This window comes from Pokkaliibacter plantistimulans (genome assembly GCF_003194385.1).
Lineage (GTDB): Bacteria > Pseudomonadota > Gammaproteobacteria > Pseudomonadales > Balneatricaceae > Pokkaliibacter > Pokkaliibacter plantistimulans.
This window is the reverse complement of record NZ_LAPT01000020.1, coordinates 38111-59550: the sequence shown is the minus strand read 5'-3', so window position 1 is coordinate 59550 and position 21440 is coordinate 38111. Positions and strand designations below refer to the sequence as shown.

Genomic DNA, 21440 nt, shown 5'->3' with positions numbered 1-21440 from the left:
TAAAGTTGAGCTTCATTGGCCAGAGCATTGCTCTGGCCTTTTTCGTTTTATAGTGCAGCACAAAGTGTGCCACAAGCAGGTGTCTGAGTGGTTGGTACGTGGGCACTGATTGAAATATGGCGCCGTAAATTTAAGAGTGCCTTTGTTGCCTACTGTTAAGTTACGCTCTGTAGTTGTTGAGGATAAGAGTTGCCTACTGTGAGGAAATTTTTTGCCTTTAGCGGCAAAAAAAGTCTCAAGTCCTAAAAAGGCCGGTCGATAACCCGAGTAAGGTGAGAGTTTATGTGACGATGTTTCCTTGAAATGTCGTACAGAAAACGACCAGCTTGGTCACCGAGTAGCCGTGTGAGAGTGGCTGCGTTTCTTCAGGAGGCTTAACTATGTCCTTATACGTCAATACAAACGTGTCGTCGTTGAATGCTCAGCGTCAGCTGAACAATTCAACTAATGCGTTGGCTACATCCTACGAGCGCCTGTCCTCAGGCTATCGTATCAACAGTGCGAAAGATGACGCTGCTGGTCTGCAGATCAGTGACCGTATGACTTCGCAGATCAATGGTCTGAACCAGGCCATCCGTAACGCGAATGACGGTATTTCAGTCGCACAGACTGCAGAAGGTGCATTGGATGAAACCACCACTGCCCTGCAGCGTATTCGTACACTTGCTGTACAGTCTCAAAACGGTATCAACTCGAGCTCTGACCGTGCTGCACTTCAGAAAGAAGTGACTGCACTGGTAACTGAGATCAGTCGTATCGCCACAACTACACAGTTTGGTGGTACCAATATCCTGACAGGTGGTTACTCTGCTAAGTTCCTGGTGGGTGCCAACGCTGGCCAGACTATCAGTGTGAATATCTCTGCCCCTGATGGTCTGTCAGGCTTTAGTGCCACTGGCTTGAGTTTGACGAGTGTAGATATCTCTACTGCTACTGGTGCATCTACAGCACTTGCAACTATTGATAATGCAATCTCTGCTATCGGTGGTGCTCGTGCGGATCTTGGTGCGATTCAGAATCGCTTTGACTCAACCATTCGCAACCTCAGCAACATTGTAGAAAATGTGAGCGATGCCAAATCGCAAATCAAAGATACCGACTTTGCGTCAGAGACTGCCTCTTTGACTCAGAATCAGATCGTACAGCAGGCTAGTACGTCAATTCTGAGTCAGGCCAACTCGCTGCCGCAAATCGCGCTGTCGTTGTTAGGGTAAGTTAACCGATAATAGGGCTGGCAGGATATATGCTGGCCCTATTGCAGGAGACTGGTATGGAAATTGATACATCTAAGGCCAATGCTGTTAGTTACCCCTCGTCAATTTCTGTCCAAGGCAGTGATTTCAAGGTGGGAGCAGCAGCTGACGCAAATGACTCCAGTGTCGACAAGGTTGCTGATGCAGGAGCTGAGCAGCAGGCAGAGCCCGCTTCAGTAAGTGACTTGTCAAAATCAGTTGATGACATCAACTCTATCATTCAGGGGCAGAATCGTTCCTTGTCCTTCAGTGTGGATGAAACGAATGGCAAGCAGCCGGTGATCAGTGTTATCGACACGGACACTGGAAATGTGATTCGTGAGATACCATCAGAAGAAGTAAGGAAGTTAGCTACCAGAATTCAGGAGCTTCAGCACGATTTAGGTCAAGCTACCGGAGTAATGGTCGATAACAAGGTTTAGTAAAATATGAGTTATGTACTGGGGGGCTAGAAAATGGCGGTGTCTTCTACACTAGGGGTGGCATCTGGACTGGATTTATCGTCCATTGTTACTCAGCTAGTCTCTGCTCAGTACGACTCCAAGATCAGCGCTAACAAGTCTAGTCAGGATGATGTTCAGGTAAAATTATCTGCGGTTAGTAAGCTGTCATCTGCGCTCAAGACTTTCTCTGATTCCTTGGATACGTTGGCAGATGCTTCAAAGATGGCTGCCAAGAATCCAACCATTACAAACACTGATGATATCGAAGCCTTCACTGCGGATACCACTAACTCCGCGTCGGTGGGGAGCTACGACATTGAGGTGTTGCAGCTGGCGAAAGGCTCAACTGCCACTACGGCAAATGGAACGTTCTCTAGCAGTAGCTCTGTTGTGTCATCAACGGCTGGCGCATTAACGTTCACTGCTGGTAGCAACACGTTCAGTATCAATGTTAAAGCCGGAATGACGGTGGATCAGCTACGTACTGCTGTCAACAGTGCCACTGACAACTTTGGTATCACGGCTAACATTGTTAATACTGGCGACTCTTCTGTTGGCTCTCAATTGGTGTTTTCTTCCAGTATTACTGGTGATACCAGTAATAACCTGGTCATAACCAATAACAATTCAAGCCTTGATAGTGTGTCTACCGTTGCTACCGGAACAGGTACAACAATGTCCGTTACTAATGCGCAAAAGTCGCACATTACTATTGATGGCACCGATGTTTATGGTGACTCCAATGAGTTAGAAGGGGTTATTTCGAACGTCACGTTAAACTTGCTGGCAAAAACAAAAACTGACTCTCCATCAACACTGAAGATTGGTACTGATAAAGAGGATGTACAGGGATATATCGAAGATTTTGTAAAAAACTATAACACCATGATGGGTGTTCTAGATGATTTGGGGAAAACCGGTACTTACACTTCCTCTGGTACTCAGCTTACAGATGGAGGAGATCTCTCCGGCGACTCTCTGATTCGTGGTCTGAAAAGCCAGCTTTCAAAAATTGTTGCCGGCGCAGTCTCTGGTGCAAATCAAAATCTCAATACGCTTTACTCTGTAGGTATATCGATGGATTCAGATGGGAATCTCGAAATTACTGACTCAAATACCTATGGAGGCTCTAGTGGTGAAGACAGGCTGGACAATGCTCTATCAGACCAGTTTGACAATATTGCCTCACTGTTCTCCGGTGACAACGGTATCGCTGGTCAGATGCAAGCATTGCTGAAACAGTATACTCAGAGTGGAAATGGTTTATTAGCAGAGCGCACCACTTCATACAATGATCAGCTAGATCAGTTAATTGATCAATCAAATACTATTTCTGAAAAGCAAACTAGCTATGAGGAGATGCTCACCAAGAAGTACACAGCTCTTGATATAGCTCTTTCTAAAATGACTAGTTCTTCGTCTTATATAACGTCTCTTTTAAGTAGTTTGTGACACCGGGAGTTATCATGTATCAGAATGCTATTCAGGCGTACAAAAAGGTCGGTGTCACTAATGTGGTCGCTGATGCCGATCCTCATCGCGTCATTCAAATGCTGTATCAAGGTCTTTTGGAGAATATGGCCTATGCCAAAGGCTGTATTGAAAGAAAAGATATGGTCGGGAAGGGAAAACACTTATCCAAGTCAATGTCCATTATTTTTGCTCTGCAATCAGCGCTGGATATGGAGGTTGGTGAGATCTCATTGAATCTCTACAATCTCTACGATTATATGCACCGCCAGTTGACCGATGTGCTTGTGCGTAATGATACAAAGAAAATTGATGAGGTTGTCTCGCTGCTGGTACCAATAAAAATGGCATGGGATAAAATTCCTGACGAAGAAAAACAGCGTGGTTATAAGATGCGAGAAGAAAAAGGACAGTTTCGCTCCTCAGCATCTGGCCACGTTTGAAATGTCAGATACATCTGAGGAGTTTCTGGAGAAACTATCCTTGCTGGACGAAGCCATACTTACTTTGCTCAGACAGTTTGATGACTCTAGTGATGATGGTGTTTTTCGACTTTTATCGGAGAGAGACGCCTATATCAGATCAATGCCTCTCGATTTACAGTCAAATAAAGTGTTTCTTCATGCAGAGTCTGAGAAAGAACAGCAATTTATTGAATTACTGCGAGCTAGTAAGAGTGATGTTGAGGGGAGGTTAGGGATGCTAAAAAGAGGGAAAAAAGCTATCAAAGCGTACCGTTCGCGCTGATCTGAACGTTAATATATCTGCGATCCCTTCTGTGGCTTGGTCAGTGATCAGCCTGTCTTCAAGCTCTCCGTCTAGAAGTACTATATAGATTGCATGTCGCTCGTCTTGCCATTAACGTGGCCTTACAACGTGTTTACTCTAGCTAAGGTTGTCGCATGCTAAGGAATATAAGCCAGCAAATTCATCAAGATGGTGAGGCTCAAGAAGCCATCGAGGCTTCACTTGCTCAGACTTTTGCGGAGAGAAAACAACGTAATTTAGCGGCTTTAGCTCAATATTATCCTCAATTATTAGATCATGTGCATGTAGGATTCTCAGAGGATTGCTTGTCAGTTTTCTGTACTAAGGCCGCACAACCCAATCTGGTGGATTTTGCCTCTGGCAGGTGCTGGTACGGCGTTGACGGAGAGGCTGAAGTAGCTCGGGAGGTTGATGCTTATTTAAGCAAGGCATTTAAGATCAATCTGCATGATGATGACGTAATCGCGCCGCAAGAAGCGCTGAGTCATTATGGTGGTACAACTTTTGTGGATGTACGGTCCTGGTGTGATCAGCGAGTCAGTCCAGGCCCTTTACCACATACGGTTCCTCTGATGATTTGCTTCGGTTTAGGGCTGGCCACTTATTTAGACCTGTTTGATAGAGCGCGATCAGTAGAAGCTTACCTTGTCTATGAGCCTTCTGTAGATGTATTTAACACTTCTCTTCAGACTTATGACTGGGCAGGCTTTTTTGAGAGAGCTATTGAACAGGGAAGAAAGGTATATCTTCAAATCGGAAATAATGCCGGGTCATTAGATGACGATTTAAAGTATATAAAATCAGCTCATGATATCGAAGAAGCCTTCGTCTATAGACATAGTTGCCATCCAGAGATGGATGCATGCTATCAGTATTTGATTTCTCGGAACTATCGTTGGGGAGATCTCATAGAGGGTAAGGTTGATTTATACCCATTCCACCATCCTTTGGATGATGTTTCACCTCGTAGTGAAGATGTCTATTATTTATGTCGGCCTTCCTTGAGTATTGAGGAGCAGGAGAAGTGGCGTGAGGCAAAAATGCGCTTCTTCAACAATATTCAGGCATTCATGCAGTACTATCCAAATATTGCTGAAGCGTTCTATAGTTACACTCCTTTAGCATGGCATCTTTTTCTTGATAAGGAAGGATGTTGGAATATCTACAATTCCAGTCGTGGTGTTGCATTATATGGTTACAATGCTAGTGAAGCCGTAGATCATGAAGTAGAGTGGTTCAGGAAGTTTCCGAATAAAGAAGATGCATTGCTTGATAATACCGGCGGAAAGCTTTGGTGGTATAGGCATTTCTTCTATGTGAATCAGTTTAGAAGGATGTGTAAGTCCGATGAGCGCAAGCTCTCTTCAATGCCGGATTATGTACCTGGCCTGATATTGCTTGGGATGGGGCTTGGATACCAGCTTCAGTCACTCAGTCAGCTACACTCTTTGCAAAATATCTATATTTGCGAACCCAATCACGACTTTTTTTACGCATCATTGTACGTTGTTGATTGGGATTCAATACTATCTTCAACCGACAAGAATGGTGGGCGGTGCTATCTTAATTTAGGCGATGATGGTTCCCATTTATCTTCCGATTTGGTTGGTCAGTTTTCTAGAATCGGTGTTTATAACGTTATAAACGCTTACATATATCAATCCTACTATCACCCTGTATTGCAGAAGGCCGCATTTGATCTGCGTAATGAGTTAAAGGTCTTGGTGTCAATGGGTGAGTATTTCGAGCATGCAGCTTATGGTCTTAGTCATATGCAGCATGTTTTCGCTCAAGGGCGCACGTATCTAGCTAGAAGGGATATTGCGTCTCAATGTTCTGATAGCCTGGGTGTTCCAGTTATCGTTGTGGGTAACGGACCATCATTAGATGAAAATATATCTTTTTTGAAATCGAATCGTGATCGGTTTATTGTTGTTTCCTGCGGCACCGCATTAAAACCATTATATAAAAGCGGTATTAAGCCTGATTTTCATGCTGAAGTTGAACAGACTTATTGTACTTATAAATGGATAAGCTCTATCAAGGATGACGATTATCTTTCAGATATTGTGTTGCTGACAATTAATGGTGTTCATCCTGAGACTGCCAAATTGTTTGGTTCTGTCGCTATGGCTCTCAAAGTAGGTGAGGGCTCAACTCATGCCTATGAAAAAAGCGTTTGCCCTGAGTCTGAGTTTCTGTCAGTCGAATATTCATTTCCAACAGTATCGAACTGTGCACTATCTTTACTTTCACATTTCGGTTTTAAAGAAGTTTATTTGATGGGAGTTGATCTAGGTTATATCACTCCCGGCGAACATCACTCCAAACTTTCCGATTATTATGTAGAAACCTCTGAAGGGAGTCGACTGGAGGTTTACGATTTCGCGAAAGCTCATGGAATGATTGCGGTACCCGGAAACTTTCGTGACTATGTTTATTCCAAACATGAGTTTCGTATTTCAGCTCAGATTATTGAGCGCCTGTTGTCTTGCTCGCCACATTTACAATGTTTTAACTGCAGTGACGGTGCGAGAATCAATGGTGCAATGCCGATGAAGGCAGGTGATATTGCCACTTCGGAAGCGTTTGATCGACAGCAGTGGATGTCTGATTTTTTACAGAGAGGCTTTCATCAGCCGGAACGGTCGCTGGGATTGTTTACGGGGTTTAATGAATACTATAACAGCATGATGTTTCACGCAGATGTTAGAGCTTTCCTAAGTTGGCTCAAGCGGCAAGATATCACCTCGAGAAAAGAGCTGGAGCTGTTTTCGGTCAGACAAAGAGAAATTTTTAGCCAGTCCTTGATAAGAAAGCACTCATTGTTCTTCTATTTTTACTGGGGCAGCATGAGTTATATAACCGCTTTGATAATGAAGCTGGGCTATTTGGTAGATGATGAAGCGTTATGTATGGAGAAGGTAAATCAGGGTATTGGTCTATGGATCGCATACGTTGAAGATACGTATCAAAGATATGTGATTTACCCTGAGAAAGTAGAATCTACCAATGTCGTGAATCCCAATTGGTAAGGAGATGACATGTTCAATAATCGGTCTGTCTTAGTCACAGGCGGTACGGGGTCATTTGGACATGCCTTCGTCAAACGACTGCTAGCCAATTATAAGCCTTCAAAAATAGTTGTGTTCTCTCGTGACGAGCTTAAGCAGTTTGAGATGGAACAAACTTTTAATGATCCGCGTATGCGCTATTTCATCGGTGATGTCCGTGACCTTGAGCGCTTACGAACAGCGATGCGTGACATTGATTACGTGGTTCATGCCGCAGCGCTCAAGCAGGTGCCTGCTGCTGAATACAATCCAATGGAATGTATCAAGACCAATATACTGGGTGGGCAGAACGTCGTAGATGCGGCCATCAGTAATGGGGTGAAGCGTGTAATTGCACTTTCTACCGATAAAGCCGCAAACCCTATTAATTTGTACGGAGCGACCAAACTGGCCTCCGATAAATTATTTGTAGCAGGTAATCATATTGCAGGTGGTAAAGGCCCACGTTTTTCTGTTGTTCGTTACGGTAATGTGGCGGGTTCACGTGGATCGGTGGTGCCATTCTTTCAGCAGAAATTAGCACAGGGCTGCCAGGTACTGCCGGTTACCCATCCCGATATGACCCGTTTCTGGATCACCCTTGAACAAGGTGTTGATTTTGTAATCAAGAATTTTGATCGCATGCACGGTGGTGAAATTTTTGTACCGAAAATACCGTCGATGCGTGTTCTTGATCTGGTTGATGCTATGACGGGGAGTCGTGCACACGAATGCGTGGGTATTCGTCCGGGTGAGAAGCTACATGAGATTATGGTGCCAGGCGAAGTGTCTCACCAGGCGCTTGAATTTCATGACCATTATGTAATCCAGCCCACCATTGCCCTGTTTGAAAAAGTCGATTATCGCTTGAATCGCCTTGGCGAAGTGGGGACTCCTGTCGCAGATGGCTTCGAGTACCACTCTGGTACTAATCCAGACTTCCTCAGTGTCGATCAGCTTAAGGCATTACTATGATCCCTTACGGTCGCCATTCGATCGAAGCTGAAGATATCGATAAAGTCGTAGAGGTTCTGCAACATGGGAATCTGACTCAGGGAGATCAGGTACCCGCTCTTGAGCAGGCGTTGGCTGAGTATGTCGATGTGCCTTATGTCTCTATGGTGAATTCAGCGACATCTGCGCTGCATCTTGCTTGTGTGGCGCTTGGCGTTTCCCGGGGCGATATTGTCTGGACATCACCATTATCTTTCGTTGCCAGTGCGAATTGTGCCCGTTATTGCGGTGCTGATGTCGACTTTGTCGATATTGACCCCGAGACACTGAACATCTCCCTCCCACTGCTTGAGAGAAAGCTAGTTCTGGCGGCGTCAGAGCAGCGGCTGCCCAAAGCGATTGTAGTGGTGCATTTCACCGGACTGAGTGTGGATATGCAGGCATTACAGCAGTTGGCTGGTGCTTACAGGGTGGCTCTGATAGAGGATGCCTCCCATGCTTTGGGGGCAGACTATCAGGGCAGGAAGGTGGGCTGTTGTGATTTTGCCGATGCTGTGGTGTTCAGTTTTCACCCAGTCAAAATGATTACTACCGGTGAGGGCGGTGCGGTTCTTACACGTCACTGGCAGCTACATGATCATGTCAGGCGTTTGCGTAGCCATGGCATAGAAAAGAACACGGCGGCTATTCAGTCTGGCGACTGTCCACCCTGGTATTATGAGCAGCATGAGCTCGGATTCAACTATCGCATCACCGATGTGCAGGCGGCTCTTGGGTTAAGCCAGTTGCAGCGTCTGGATGAAATGGTCGCGCGCCGCAGGCAGTTAGCCAGCCGCTATGACCACTTGCTTGGCGATCTGCCTTTGGTGCTTCCCCCGCGTGGTAATGAAGCTAGTCAGAGTAGCTGGCATCTGTATGTGATACAGCTGCAGCAACCTCAACTTCGTGCCGAGTTATATGCGTTTTTGCATGCCCATAACATAGGGGTGCAAGTACATTACATTCCCATTCACTGGCAGCCCTACTATCAGCAGCTGGGTTTCTCCAGAGGACAGTTCCCTCTTGCCGAGGCCTATTATGAGCAATGTCTGACGTTGCCGCTCTTCCCCGGCCTCAGTGACGAGCAGCAGAATGAGATCGCGCGTTTGTTACATCTCTTCTTTAAGCAGTCGAGTGCGGAGTTGAGTCTGTGAGTAGTGCAGTTGCGATTATTCCTGCACGTGGCGGCAGTAAACGCATTCCACGGAAAAACATTCGCCATTTTGCCGGTAAACCTTTAATTGCGTATTCCATTGCAGCGGCACAAGCGAGCGGTGTGTGTGACAGGATCATAGTGTCTACGGATGATGATGAGATCGCAGAGGTCGCCGCGAGTTATGGGGCAGAGGTACCTTTCAAGCGTCCAGCTCAGCTTTCCGATGATTTCACGGGGACCGGCGCCGTCGTGAAACATGCACTGGATTGGCTTGGTGCTGAAGGTGAAAAGCCTGATTTTGTGTGCTGTATCTATGCAACGGCACCTCTGATCAGTGCTGAGAGTATTGCTTCAGGCTATCAGCAATTGGTCTCCCGGCTCGATATGCAGCATGCCTTCAGTGTTGGCCGCTTCAGTTATCCTGTGCAGCGTGGTCTATTGCGAGAAGGGGAAGGCGTCCGCATGATGTTTCCTGAGCATGCCAAAACCCGTTCACAAGATCTGCCCGAGGTGTTCCATGACGCAGGCCAGTTCTACTGGTCTCGCCTGCATAGCGCTTCTGCTGAGCCGATGTTTGGACCGAAATCCATTGCCATATTGCTGCCAGACTGGCGAGTCAAAGATATCGATACTGAAGAAGATTGGCGCCATGCCGAAATACTCTACAAAGTCTTGCAGGCAGAAGAACCCTCTTTATGAATATTCGGATCGGTGATTATCAAATCGGAGCTGGACAGCCTCCTTTCATTATTGCTGAGCTGTCCGGCAATCATGACCAGTCACTGGATAAGGCTCTGGCAATGGTAGATGCGGCTGCCAGGGCGGGCGCTCAGGCAATCAAGCTTCAGACCTACACAGCTGACACCATGACTCTGGATGTTCAGGAAGGCGAATTCCTGATTCAGGATGCTGAGAATCTGTGGAAGGGCAGCAGCCTGTATCAGCTCTACCAAAAAGCACATACACCCTGGCACTGGCATGAAGCTATTTTTGCTCGCGCCAGGCAGCATGGATTAGTGGCTTTCAGTACGCCTTTTGATGCTTCAGCGGTGGAGTTTCTCGAATCCCTGCAGGTGCCCTGTTACAAGATCGCTTCCTTCGAAAATAATGACCTGCCTCTCATTCGTAAGGTTGCGGCCACGGGGAAGCCCATCATCATGTCTACGGGGATGGCAACCGCAGGCGAGTTAGAGGAGGCCGTTGCCTGTGCGCGTGAAGGGGGATGCGAAGAGCTGATCCTGCTCAAATGTACCAGTGCCTATCCGGCACCCGCTGATGAGGCGAACTTGCTCACGATTCCCCACATGAAATCCATGTTCGGTTGTGAGGTCGGGCTGTCGGATCATACCCTGGGGCTTGCGGTGCCCATCGCCGCCGTTACGTTGGGAGCCACTGTTATCGAGAAGCATTTTGTACTGGATCGTAGCGAAGGTGGGGTTGATTCTGCTTTCTCGTTGCAGCCGGAGGAACTGTGCCAGCTGGTTGAGCAAACGCGCATTGCTGCGGCCGCTCTGGGGCGTGTGTGTTATGGCGGTAGTGCCAGTGAACAACCCTCGAAGAAATTCCGAAGATCACTCTATATCGCTAGTGACATCAAAGCGGGCCAGGTCATAACGGCAGAGCATGTCAGGGTGATCCGTCCGGGATCCGGGTTGGCGCCTCGCTATCTGCAGTCTGTCATCGGCAAGCGGGCGCGAGTCGATCTGCTCAAGGGGACGCCCTTGAGTTGGTCCGTTCTGGAGTAGTGCGTTGTGCGTGTACTGTTCCGAGTCGATGCCTCTGATGTGATGGGGGGAGGGCATTGGTTGCGCTGTCTGGTACTGGCAGAGGAAGTTCTGCTGCAGGGTGGCGAGGTACAGTGGTGCTATGTTTCCACTGCCCCTGCACTCCTTCAACGTCTGCAATACCTTGATATTCCGTCTTCGCAGCTGGTGGCCGAGAGGGCCAGCGCTGAAGATGCGCAACAGACACGAGACCTGGCAGAGCAATGGGGTGCTGACTGGCTGATTGTGGATGGTTACCATTTTTCTGCTGACTATCGTGCGCAGTTACGTTCCCTCAACTACCGGTTGATGGTGGTTGACGATCTCAATGATTCTGGCCCGATGCAGGCCGACGCTGTACTCAATACCACGCTGTATGCCTCCGAGCTGGTTTACCAGCCTGCCAGCCTGGACGTTCTGGCAGGCGCGGATTTTGTATTGCTGAGCCGGTCTTATACCCAAACTCATCACATCCCTTTTCAACAGCGGACTCATCTTTTCGTTAACTTTGGGGCATCGGATGCTGCCGGTCTGACCTTGCCTGCTCTGGAGCTGTTGGCTGCCAGTGGTATCAATTTCCCTGTCATGGTCGTCACGGGGCCTGCGATGCAGCAGCATGAGCAGGTGGCTCAGCTCTGTCAGCGCCATGGTTTTGAACACCGGCATGATGTGCCTTCCCTGTATCCCGTGCTCAATCAATGCCGACTGGCGCTTACCGCAGCCGGTTCGACGCTGCATGAGCTGGCCTGTTTGGGTGTGCCCTCGATCTTTATGGTGGTTGCTGACAATCAATTGCGGTCAGCTCAGGCGCATCAGCAGCATGGTTGGTGCCGCTGGTTTGATGGCCGGAGCGCGGGTGGTTTGGATGATGCGGTGGGGATGGTAAAACCCTGGTGGGAAGGCGTTGAGCTCGATCAGCGCTCAGAGAGGGCTCGGCAACTTATCGATGGTCTGGGTGCGGGCCGAGTGGTGCAGTATTTACGCTCTAAAGTGCAGTAGTAGTTTGATCAGACTAGGTCCGATGTATGGATGATATTCACTTTAATCGCTACGGCATCGACCTGACCTCATTGCAGAGTGATGAGATCGAAATGGTGCGTCAGTGGCGGAATGATCCCAAGATTGCCAGTCTGATGCTGGATCAGACTTACATTACGGAAGCGATGCAGCAAGCCTGGTTCATACGTATGCGTCAATCGAGCAACCAGTGCTACATGTTGGCTCGCTTTCGCGGAGAGCCCATAGGTGTCGCATCGTTGACGGCTATCGACATGCAGCAGCGCAGCTGTGAGCCGGGGATGTACATCTACCCCGATCACTACCGCAACAATATCCTGCCGTTTTGCGTGGCCTTTGCCCTCAATGATCTGGCGTTTGAACAGCTGGGTATGCAGCGCCTGTATGGCAAGATATTCGACGAAAACACCGCTTCAGTGCGCTTTCATGAAGCATCGGGGTATATCCGTTATGACGGTAACGAGGCAGGGCTGAGTCTCTATATGCTTGAGCAGGAGCCATATCTGGCTGCGCGTGCTAAGATTGCTCGTTTTATACGTTATTGATTTTAATGATTTTTTCTTGGGCGGTGAGAGATGACACTGGAACAGTTGTTTGCAGAAAGCTTGGGTGTGGCTGTTGATCTGGTCCATGACGATCTGACCTATCAGTCCATCCCGCAATGGGATTCAACGGCGCATATGTTGTTGATTGCCCGTATGGAAGATGAGTTCGGTGTGATGCTGGATACCGATGACATCATTGACATGAGTTCTGTTGCGAAGGCCCGACAGATTCTCGCCAAGTATGATGTGCAGTGCTGAAAACGTACTGAGTTCAAGTGGGGTGTAGCTGACGCGCTGGCCTGAATTGTGAGGTATACCATGAATACTGCGTCCTCCGTATCAGGCATGCTCTCGGGTCAGAAGGTGCTGATTACCGGTGCAGCCAGAGGCATTGGTGCGGCCATTGCTGAACGATTCGCCAGTGCCGGTGCTACGCTCTGGTTGAACGGGAGGGATGGGCCATCTGTCAGTGCTCTGGCAGAACTCCTCAACCAGCGTTATGGCGTCAGCTGCTCACCCCTGATTTTCGACGTCGCTGATGAACAGCAGGTCAAGGCCGGTTTTCGTCAGCTCTTCAGCCAGTCCAAGACACTGGATGTACTGGTGAACAATGCAGGTGTGCTGGATGATGCGCTGCTCGGCATGGTCACCCAGCGTCAGATACAGCAAACCTTCGCGGCCAACACATTCAGCACCCTTTACTGTAGTCAGTATGCCGTACGCATGATGCAGCGTGCGGGTCATGGCAGCATTATCAATCTCAGTTCCATTATTGGCCGGGTCGGCAATAGCGGCCAGGCGGTGTACGGCGGTAGTAAGGCGGCCGTCATTGGCATCACCCAATCCCTGGCGAAGGAGCTGGCGAGTAGCAATATTCGCGTCAATGCGATTGCGCCGGGTTTTATTGATACGGCGATGGCGCATTCGATCGGTGAAGAACGCTTTCAGCAACGTCTCGACAGTATTGCCATGGGGCGAATTGGCAGTGCAGACGAAGTAGCAAAGGTGGCACTGTTTCTTGCCAGTGATTTGTCCAGTTATGTGACCGGTCAGATCATCGGCGTTGATGGGGGAATGCTGATATGACCGTCTCCCAGACGCTTGATGCCAACTGGTCACAATTTCACTCGAATGTTGCTGTGATCAGCGCTGAGGGAGAAAGGCTGACCTATCAACAACTGGCTAGCGAGACTGACGCCATTTTCCCGCCAACGGAGCGCAAGGAACTGGTTCTGCTGGTTACAGACAATTCCCCGGCAAGTCTGATTGTCTATCTTGCTGCGTTGCGGACGGGCAGGGCAGTAATGTTGCAACCTGCCACCATCGCTGCCGATCGCCTTGACGACCTGATCACCTGTTATCAGCCAGACTGGTTATGGAAAGCGGGCAAACTCATCTCATTGCAGTCCAATGTAGCCAGGGGGGCGCCGGTTCACCCTGAGCTTGCCGTGCTGTTGTCAACATCCGGTAGTACCGGCTCACCCAAGCAGGTGCGTCTGAGTTATACCAACATTCATGCGAATGCCCGCAGCATCGCCAGCTATCTCCAGCTGACCCCCCATGAGCGACCGCTGGCTCATTTGCCTATGTCCTATTCCTATGGGTTGTCGGTCATCAACTCTCATCTTCTGGTAGGAGCCACCGTGCTGCTGACAGCTGATTCCATGATGGAGCGTCGATTCTGGCAGTTCTGTCGTGAGCAGCAGGCCACCAGCCTGTCCGGTGTCCCCTATCACTACGAGATGCTGGAGCGACTGCGCTTTCAACGTATGGATTTACCTGCCCTAACCACCCTGACTCAGGCCGGTGGGCGACTGGCCACTGACAAGGTACAAGCCTGGGCTGAATGGAGCCGCAACAATGGTAAGTGCTTCATTCCTATGTACGGTCAAACGGAAGCGACCGCCCGCATAAGTTATCTGCCAGCAGAAATGGTGTTGGAGTTTCCTCAGTGTATTGGTATCGCTATTCCTGATGGGCGACTGCAGCTTCAGGATGAAGACGGCGCTGAAATTACCGCAGCCGATCAGCCCGGGGAGCTTATCTATCAGGGGTCTAATGTGATGATGGGCTATGCCAGTGGTCGTGATGACCTGATGCGTGGTAACGAGACGCCGGCACTATCGACAGGTGATATCGCCTGTCGTAACAGTCGTGGCCTGTACTACATCGTTGGGCGTAAAAAGCGCTTTATCAAACTATTTGGTGTGCGAACCAGTCTGGATGAAGTAGAGCAACGACTACGGCAGCAGTGGGCGGCTACCAATACACTGGGTGTCGAACATATTGCCTGCTGCGGTCAGGATCAGCAGCTGTGTATTGCTGTGGCAGGTAAGGGCATCGCTGCTGATGCGTTGCAGCAGTCAGCCAGCCAGTATCTGGGAGTCCATCCAAGTGTGGTGCAGGTAAAAGTACTTGAAGAGCTGCCTGTGACTGAGGCAGGTAAGATCAACTATGTGCTTCTGCAATCCTGCTTCGATTCAGATGACACTCCTTCAAGGGGTGCGCCACTATGAGCATGGAGCTTGAGCTGGACTTGCCGGTGTATGAATGGGCGGCCACAGAGAAACAGCTGTGGCTGATGCGGCAGCTCAATGCGCTGACCCGGCTGCACCATGAACATTGCCTGCCTTACCAGCGTTTGCTGGACAGCCAGCGGGTGGCTCTTGAGGTTCAGGCCAGAGAGGACTTGTATCCACTGGCGGTAAGACTGTTCAAGCACAATCGTCTGCAGAGTATTGCGGATGAAGACGTCTTCCGCGTGCTGACCTCTTCGGGAACCACTTCGCAGCAACTCTCCCGCATCTATCTGGATAAGCTCACGGCATCGCTGCAATCGCGCGCGCTTGTGCGCATTATGCAGTCCTGGCTGGGTAGAGAGCGGCTGCCGATGCTGATTATCGATCACCCTGGTGTCATTACAGATCGTCAGCAGTTCTCGGCACGAGGAGCAGGCATTCAGGGCATGCTGATTTTCGGACGCCAGCCGGTCTATGCCTTACATGAAGACCTGAGCCCGAACTGGGATGTGCTTGACGCATTTTTTGATAAGTGGCGCGGGAAGCCAGTGCTGTGCTTTGGCTTCACCTTTATGGTGTGGCAACTGATTCAGGCTTTGCAGCTTCAGCAAAAAACACTGCCCTTTAACGAGGGGGTATTAATACACAGCGGTGGCTGGAAAAAGCTGCAAGATCTGGCTGTAGACAACCCGACTTTCAAAAATGCGGTTGCGCAAACGCTGGGTGTTCATCGGGTGCACAATTTCTATGGCATGGTAGAGCAGGTTGGTTCGGTGTTTGTCGAATGTGAACAGGGGCATCTGCATACGCCGGTTTTTGCCGATGTAGTGATCCGTGACATCGTCAATGGTCACGTACTGGGCGTGGGGCAAACGGGTGTAATCGAAGTGCTGTCGGCATTGCCCCGCAGCTATCCCGGTCATGCCTTGTTGACTGAGGATCGTGGCACATTGCTGGGTGAGGATGATTGCCCTTGTGGCCGTAAAGGGCGTTATTTTTCCGTCAATGGACGTATTCCCCGTGCAGAGTTGCGTGGTTGCAGTGATACGGTTGAACCGAAGATGGCTGGCCATATCCCCTCAGTTCTGCCAATACCGCAGCGCAACGGTTGAGCACCAGTTGAGAGCCCCTATGCAGATTGTATTCCCCTGGCAAGCTGGCAATGAGCTGTTGCAGCGACTAGCTCCAGCCACTCCCTTTCATTCTGACTCGACTGCCTTGCTGGAGATGCTGGGGCGGTCATGCCTGCATAGTCAGAGCGCGCCATTGGCGGCACTGGGATTTTGGCTACGGCCTGCTCATCTTAAACAGATGCAGTTGCACGCTGTGCAAAATATCCGGCCACGAGGTCGTGTCGTGCAGATCGCTCCCGGCAATGTCGACACCTTATTCATTTATGTTGCGCTGCTGGCACTGTGGCTAGGCAATGTGGTGGTGGTCAGGCTGTCTTCACGAAGGGGAGAAGATGAAGGTGAGCTGCTGATGCTGCTGGAGGGGTTAAGGCAGCAGCCGCAATACGCTGACGTCTTGAGTCGGCTGGTCTTGCTGCGTTGTGAATATGAGGATCCCGAATGGCTGAAGTGTCTGACCGCTGCAGACATGCGCATATTCTGGGGGAGTGATCAGACCCTGCTAAAACTGGCTAGCCTGCCTAAGGCCCCTCATTGTCAGGATCTGGCTTTTGGCCACAAACATTCTCTGTGCCTGCTCAATGCTGCCGCCATTCTCGCTGATAGAGACGGCGATTGGGCCGGGCGCTTCGTTCGTGACACGCTGGAGTTTGAACAGCAAGGCTGCACCTCGCCCCGGACACTGATCTGGCTGGGCACACCTGCTGCTGTCAGCGAAGCGAAGCAATGTTTCTGGAAGGGCGTGAATACCTTCATACGGTCACAGCCTAAAGAAAGTGCGGCAGCCCGCCGTTATCAACTGAGTGAAGCCGGTGCCATGGAGCGCCTGATTGGCTTGCAACAGTTAGCTTTGGATGGGGCATTGATGGTCGCCAGCCAGCAGCAAGGTCGCTTCGTTACGGTTCCCGTGGATGGATTGAATCTTTCACAAGAGCAGGGCCATCCGGCACAGGGTGTCCTGTTCGAGTGGCAGATTGACAGTTTATCCATGCTGCTGCCTGAGCTACGGCCTCATCATCAGACCCTGGGATTCTATGGTTTCCAGCGGGATGAGCTGGTGGCCTGGGCTGTCAGCCATGCAGCCGCCGGGCTGGATCGGATTGAGCCTTTGGGGCAGGCACTGGTATTTGATCCTATCTGGGATGGGAGCAATTTGATTCAGCAACTGGTAAGACAGCTTCGCTGAATATAGCGCCAGAGATTTGCAGCAGGAGTGATAAGAAAGATGAAAGTCAGTGTGCTGGTGCCGGTCTACAATCTTGAGCGTTTTGTGCTTCCCTGTCTGGAAAGTTTGCTGGCGCAGGAAACGGATTTTGACTTTGAAGTCATTGCCGTCGATGACTGTTCACCAGATAACTCCTATGCACTGATGCTTGAGCTGGCTTCACGCGAGCCGCGTCTCAAGGTGTATCACAATGAGCAAAATCAGGGGCTGGCCAAAACCCAGAAACGGTTGCTGTCGTTGGCCTCCGGAGAGTATCTGGCCTACCTTGATGGCGATGACCTTGCGCTCCCGGGCAAACTGCAGCTACAGGCTGACTATCTCGACAGGCACCCCAGTTGCAGCCTGTGTTACCACGAATCCGAAATGTTTGATGATGAAAGCGGACGCTTTATCAAGCATTTCACCGCTGATTATTACAACGCCAGGTATCTGTCGAATGTCGCCGGAGTGGAGCAGCTGATTAGCTACGGTGCCTCTGTGAATGCCAGCTCCATCATGTTTCGCCGTCACCCGAACCTTGCAGATGCTATTGATGAAGGCTGCAAGATCATTCTTGATCACCCCTGGCATATCCTGATCCTTTGTCTGGGGGGCGGCACTCTGGATTTTATTCCTGAGGTATTGGGCCGCTACCGTGCTCATGCCAACAGTTTTGGTGCCCAGACCTCTCGCTCCTCTGCACGTCGTGAACAGTCTCTGGCAGATCTGATTCGTGCCTGCGACAACGCTGTCAATTACGGTGTGGATGCGCTGCTGGTGGCAAAAGGGCGTGCACATCATTACTACTCAGCAGCACTTTATTTCCTGTTCCGTAACGACGACGTGCGCTTTGTTGAGTTGCTGGAGCGGGCTCGTTCCACACTGCCAGTGACCAGTCAGGACTGGTATTTCGATGCACGCCATCGATTTGCTTTTGAGCATCGTCAGGATGCGGACGCCGTTCGTCGGTTTTTAAAGGCAGGCACCCAATGAAACCCTTTGATGTCATCGTGGTCGGTGCTGGCATTTCCGGTGCCGTCATTGCTGAACGCATGGCCAGCCAGCTTGATCTGAGCGTGTTGGTGATTGATCAGCGCGGCCATATTGGTGGTAACTGTTTTGACGAGCTGGATGCTGATGGCATTCGTATTCACCGATATGGCCCCCACCTTTTTCATACAGATCGTGAAAACGTCTGGCAGTATCTGTCCAGTTTCACCCGCTGGCAGCCTTACGAACACCGTGTGCTATCGAGTATCGATGGCGAGTTGGTGCCGATTCCTTTCAATCTGACCAGTATTGAGCGATGTTTTCCTGAAGAGAAAGCCCGGCTGATGATTGATGCGCTGATCGCGCGATTTGGTGAAGAGGCGCGGGTGCCAATTCTTGAGCTGCGTAAAGAAGCGGATCCGCTTTTGGCAGAGCTGGCGGATTTTATCTATCAGAAAGCCTTTGTGAACTACACCAGTAAACAGTGGGGGGTGGCTCCCGAGGCAATTTCTCCTGCAGTGACAGCGCGTGTTCCCGTCGTTGTCAGTCGTGATGATCGGTATTTCACGGACCCCTGGCAGGCGCTGCCTGCTGAAGGCTATACCGCGATGTTTCGCTCGATGCTTGATCAGCCCACTATCGAGGTGCGCCTGAACACACCGATGAGTGAAGTGTTGCGCTTTGACTGGCAGCACCAGCACATTTATCGGTGTGAGGCAGGAGCGGAGTCGCTCTTTAAGGGTAAGGTGATATACACAGGTATGATCGATCAGCTCTTTGCTGCCGATCAAGGCGCACTTCGTTACCGCTCCCTGCGTTTCAGTTTTGAGCGTAAAGGGCAGTCCTGGTGGCAACCTGCCACGACAGTAAATTACCCCAACGAGCATGAGTACACTCGCATCACCGAGTTTCGTCATCTGATGAAACCAGAGCCTGCTGCACAGGCCACCACGGTTGTCTATGAGTTCCCGAAGGAGTTTGACCCTACGACGGAAGATGAGCCCTATTATCCCGTCTTTACTGAGGAAGGGCAGCGTCGCTTCAAAGACTACGCTGAGCGTGCTCAAGCTATGTCGCAGCTGCACTGTCTGGGGCGCTTGGCTCAGTACAAGTATTTCGATATGGATGATGCCGTGGCCAATGCACTGGAGACATATCATCGATTGAGAATTGAATATGCCTAAGGTTTCTGTTGTTTTACCTGTGTTTAATGCAGCACCCTATCTGAATCAGTGTATTGACAGTATTCTCAATCAAACACTTCAAAATATTGAGCTTGTTATCGTTGATGATGGCTCAACTGACGAGTCTGTTGATATTGCCAGATCTTATCTGGAGAAAGACCGCAGAGTAAGGCTGCTTCAAAATAAGAAGAATATGGGGCTGATTAATATATTGAATAGAGCTCCAGAGATCTGCCAGAGTAAATATATTGCCCGTATGGATGCTGATGACTGGTCAGTACCGGAGCGTCTGTTATTGCAGTGTGATTATCTGGATGCCAATTCCGAGATTGATGTCGTAGGGTCATGGATTAAATTGTTTGGTGGTCGAAACGAGGTTTGGCACTATAGAGCGCAGAATGATTTTATAAAGGCGCTTCTTTTATTTAAAAATAATGGTATGCCAAATAACTCTATTGTTGTTCGCCGTGAACTGTTAGAACAATTTAAGTATGATTCTTCATATATTCATGTTGAAGATGCCGAATTCTGGACTCGTGTAATGATTGAGAGGCCTGATGTTCGATTTGCTAACCTTCCCAAAGTGCTTACCCATTATCGAATTCACAATACTCAGGTGAGTGAAAAGCACAGGGATGTGCAGCAGTTCCAGTATAAAAGAATCGTCAGGCGCCTGGTGGAGTTTGTGGCTGGTTCTGTAACAGAGGATGAGTGGTTGTGCCACTGGTCACTCATTGAGGATACTGGACAGGAACTGGCCGCTATTGCCCGATGGGTTAATAAATTAATTACTGCATACCAAGGGAAGTTTGGATATGGAGAGTATGCGATTGAGGAAAAGTGGCTGAATATTTGTATTAAAAGAAATCGATTGGCTGATGTAAGGTGCTTGGTCAATATGCCAGAAAGGTTCTTTTTTATAAAAGAAAGGGAAGTCATCATTAATGAATGAATCACCATTGGTTCAAGTGCTTCTGCCGGTTTTTAATTCAGAAGATTACATTGAGGCTTGCCTGGACTCTCTGCTTAAGCAGACCTATGTAAAATTTTCCGTATTGATTCTTGATGATTGCTCCACTGATTCGACAGTTAAAAAGATTTTGCCTTATCTCAATGATGGAAGATTTCGCCTTCTGCGTAATGAAAGAAATATAGGAATTATTCCCTCTCGTAATGTCTTGCTTAAAGAGGCGACCGCGGATTTCGTTGCATTCATGGATGCAGATGATATTTGTATGCCTGACAGGTTTGCTGAACAGGTTAATTATATGTTGCGTCATCCCCACATAAGTGTGGTGGGCTGCTGGTATAAACGATTCGGAGCAGTTGACGGAGAGGTGCGCCCGCCAGTAGAGCCATTGAAGATAAAAGCAGCGCTGAGATTGGATAATGTAATCTGTAATCCGTCTGTTTTGATTCGTCGCGAAATAATTGTGGAAGGTGGGTTTTTCTTCGATATAGCGTATCAGGGGGCTGCGGATTATAAGTTTTTTTATGATATTGCTCAGCATCACATGATTGCTAATATTCCCAAGTTTCTGCTTGCATACCGTACACATGCGCAGCAGGAAAGTAGTCTGAATAATGACCGGCAAAAAAAGGCTCATGCAAGGGTGGTTGAAAATGCCTGGGCTGATATGGGCGTCGAGGTAAAGTTCAGTGTGTTGCAGCCCCTGGTATGGCCTCATCAGGCCTCTTCTGCGTCATTACTTTCTGCAGGGCGCTGTGTGGCTAATCTGTTTAAAAAGACGTTAATCACTGATCGGGCGTTAGAGGGCGAAATAAAAGCGTTTATTGAGTTAAGACTCAAGAGTTTCTGCCGACAACATGGTATCAAAGGGCTGATTGCTTACCTGAGAACCCTGGGTTTCAGACAGCTTGTGAAAGGCCGAAATATCGGCCTCAGCTTCACATGCGATTGCATCAAAAAACAATTTCTACATTGAGCTATA

The 21440-nt window shown here is 49.3% G+C and carries 21 protein-coding genes; all 21 read left to right on the top strand.

The features are described from left to right. Positions 1 to 380: 380 nt before the first annotated feature. The 21 genes from WH50_RS04765 to WH50_RS04665 all read left to right on the top strand — a co-directional run bounded on the left by WH50_RS04765 (position 381) and on the right by WH50_RS04665 (position 21434). Positions 381 to 1214: a flagellin N-terminal helical domain-containing protein gene (locus WH50_RS04765; RefSeq protein ID WP_110186287.1), complete on the top strand. Its 834-nt coding sequence runs from the start codon at positions 381 to 383 to the stop codon at positions 1212 to 1214. Positions 1215 to 1270: 56 nt separating this feature from the next. Next, on the top strand, positions 1271 to 1675 hold the full coding sequence (locus WH50_RS04760) for a flagellar protein FlaG (protein ID WP_165838304.1): 405 nt from the start codon (positions 1271 to 1273) through the stop codon (positions 1673 to 1675). Positions 1676 to 1708: 33 nt separating this feature from the next. Then, positions 1709 to 3148: a flagellar filament capping protein FliD gene (fliD, locus tag WH50_RS04755; protein ID WP_110186285.1), complete on the top strand. Its 1440-nt coding sequence runs from the start codon at positions 1709 to 1711 to the stop codon at positions 3146 to 3148. Positions 3149 to 3162: 14 nt separating this feature from the next. Continuing rightward, positions 3163 to 3609 (top strand): flagellar export chaperone FliS, encoded by a 447-nt coding sequence (gene fliS, locus WH50_RS04750; protein WP_110186284.1) that lies wholly within the window; start codon positions 3163 to 3165, stop codon positions 3607 to 3609. Between the two features lies 1 nt (position 3610). Continuing rightward, entirely contained in the window at positions 3611 to 3913 is a 303-nt protein-coding gene (locus WH50_RS04745; protein ID WP_110186283.1) for a hypothetical protein, read from the top strand. A 155-nt stretch (positions 3914 to 4068) separates the two neighbouring features. After that, positions 4069 to 6969, top strand: a complete 2901-nt coding sequence (locus tag WH50_RS04740) for a 6-hydroxymethylpterin diphosphokinase MptE-like protein (RefSeq protein ID WP_110186282.1) — start codon at positions 4069 to 4071, stop codon at positions 6967 to 6969. A gap of 9 nt (positions 6970 to 6978) precedes the next feature. Further along, the gene (gene pseB / locus WH50_RS04735) at positions 6979 to 7962 is read left to right on the top strand and encodes a UDP-N-acetylglucosamine 4,6-dehydratase (inverting) (RefSeq protein WP_110186281.1); all 984 of its coding nucleotides are present in this window, start codon (positions 6979 to 6981) and stop codon (positions 7960 to 7962) included. Then, positions 7959 to 9134, top strand: a complete 1176-nt coding sequence (gene pseC / locus WH50_RS04730; RefSeq protein ID WP_110186280.1) for a UDP-4-amino-4,6-dideoxy-N-acetyl-beta-L-altrosamine transaminase — start codon at positions 7959 to 7961, stop codon at positions 9132 to 9134. Before pseB ends, pseC begins: the two co-directional genes overlap by 4 nt. Further along, the gene (gene pseF / locus WH50_RS04725) at positions 9131 to 9835 is read left to right on the top strand and encodes a pseudaminic acid cytidylyltransferase (protein ID WP_110186279.1); all 705 of its coding nucleotides are present in this window, start codon (positions 9131 to 9133) and stop codon (positions 9833 to 9835) included. Before pseC ends, pseF begins: the two co-directional genes overlap by 4 nt. After that, entirely contained in the window at positions 9832 to 10881 is a 1050-nt protein-coding gene (gene pseI, locus WH50_RS04720) for a pseudaminic acid synthase (RefSeq protein WP_110186278.1), read from the top strand. The genes pseF and pseI overlap by 4 nt, the downstream gene beginning before the upstream one ends. A 6-nt stretch (positions 10882 to 10887) precedes the next feature. Continuing rightward, on the top strand, positions 10888 to 11898 hold the full coding sequence (gene pseG / locus WH50_RS04715) for a UDP-2,4-diacetamido-2,4,6-trideoxy-beta-L-altropyranose hydrolase (protein WP_110186277.1): 1011 nt from the start codon (positions 10888 to 10890) through the stop codon (positions 11896 to 11898). A 26-nt stretch (positions 11899 to 11924) separates the two neighbouring features. Further along, on the top strand, positions 11925 to 12461 hold the full coding sequence (locus WH50_RS04710; RefSeq protein ID WP_110186276.1) for a GNAT family N-acetyltransferase: 537 nt from the start codon (positions 11925 to 11927) through the stop codon (positions 12459 to 12461). Between the two features lie 30 nt (positions 12462 to 12491). After that, complete coding sequence (locus WH50_RS04705; protein WP_110186275.1) at positions 12492 to 12719, top strand: acyl carrier protein; 228 nt, start codon at positions 12492 to 12494, stop codon at positions 12717 to 12719. 60 nt (positions 12720 to 12779) lie between these two features. Beyond that, positions 12780 to 13547: an SDR family NAD(P)-dependent oxidoreductase gene (locus WH50_RS04700; RefSeq protein WP_207780182.1), complete on the top strand. Its 768-nt coding sequence runs from the start codon at positions 12780 to 12782 to the stop codon at positions 13545 to 13547. After that, positions 13544 to 14977, top strand: a complete 1434-nt coding sequence (locus WH50_RS04695) for an AMP-binding protein (RefSeq protein WP_110186274.1) — start codon at positions 13544 to 13546, stop codon at positions 14975 to 14977. The genes WH50_RS04700 and WH50_RS04695 overlap by 4 nt, the downstream gene beginning before the upstream one ends. Next, positions 14974 to 16092 (top strand): LuxE/PaaK family acyltransferase, encoded by a 1119-nt coding sequence (locus tag WH50_RS04690; protein ID WP_207780181.1) that lies wholly within the window; start codon positions 14974 to 14976, stop codon positions 16090 to 16092. The genes WH50_RS04695 and WH50_RS04690 overlap by 4 nt, the downstream gene beginning before the upstream one ends. 19 nt (positions 16093 to 16111) lie before the next feature. Then, on the top strand, positions 16112 to 17296 hold the full coding sequence (locus WH50_RS04685; protein WP_165838303.1) for an acyl-CoA reductase: 1185 nt from the start codon (positions 16112 to 16114) through the stop codon (positions 17294 to 17296). 39 nt (positions 17297 to 17335) lie between these two features. Continuing rightward, positions 17336 to 18307 carry a glycosyltransferase family 2 protein gene (locus WH50_RS04680; RefSeq protein WP_110186272.1) on the top strand — a complete coding sequence of 324 codons (972 nt, stop codon included), beginning with the start codon at positions 17336 to 17338 and terminating at the stop codon, positions 18305 to 18307. Continuing rightward, complete coding sequence (gene glf, locus WH50_RS04675; RefSeq protein WP_110186271.1) at positions 18304 to 19488, top strand: UDP-galactopyranose mutase; 1185 nt, start codon at positions 18304 to 18306, stop codon at positions 19486 to 19488. The genes WH50_RS04680 and glf overlap by 4 nt, the downstream gene beginning before the upstream one ends. Then, positions 19481 to 20440 (top strand): glycosyltransferase family 2 protein, encoded by a 960-nt coding sequence (locus tag WH50_RS04670; protein ID WP_110186270.1) that lies wholly within the window; start codon positions 19481 to 19483, stop codon positions 20438 to 20440. The genes glf and WH50_RS04670 overlap by 8 nt, the downstream gene beginning before the upstream one ends. Further along, a complete protein-coding gene (locus WH50_RS04665; protein ID WP_110186269.1) occupies positions 20433 to 21434 on the top strand; it encodes a glycosyltransferase family 2 protein in 1002 nt (333 codons plus the stop codon). The genes WH50_RS04670 and WH50_RS04665 overlap by 8 nt, the downstream gene beginning before the upstream one ends. Positions 21435 to 21440 lie beyond the last annotated feature (6 nt).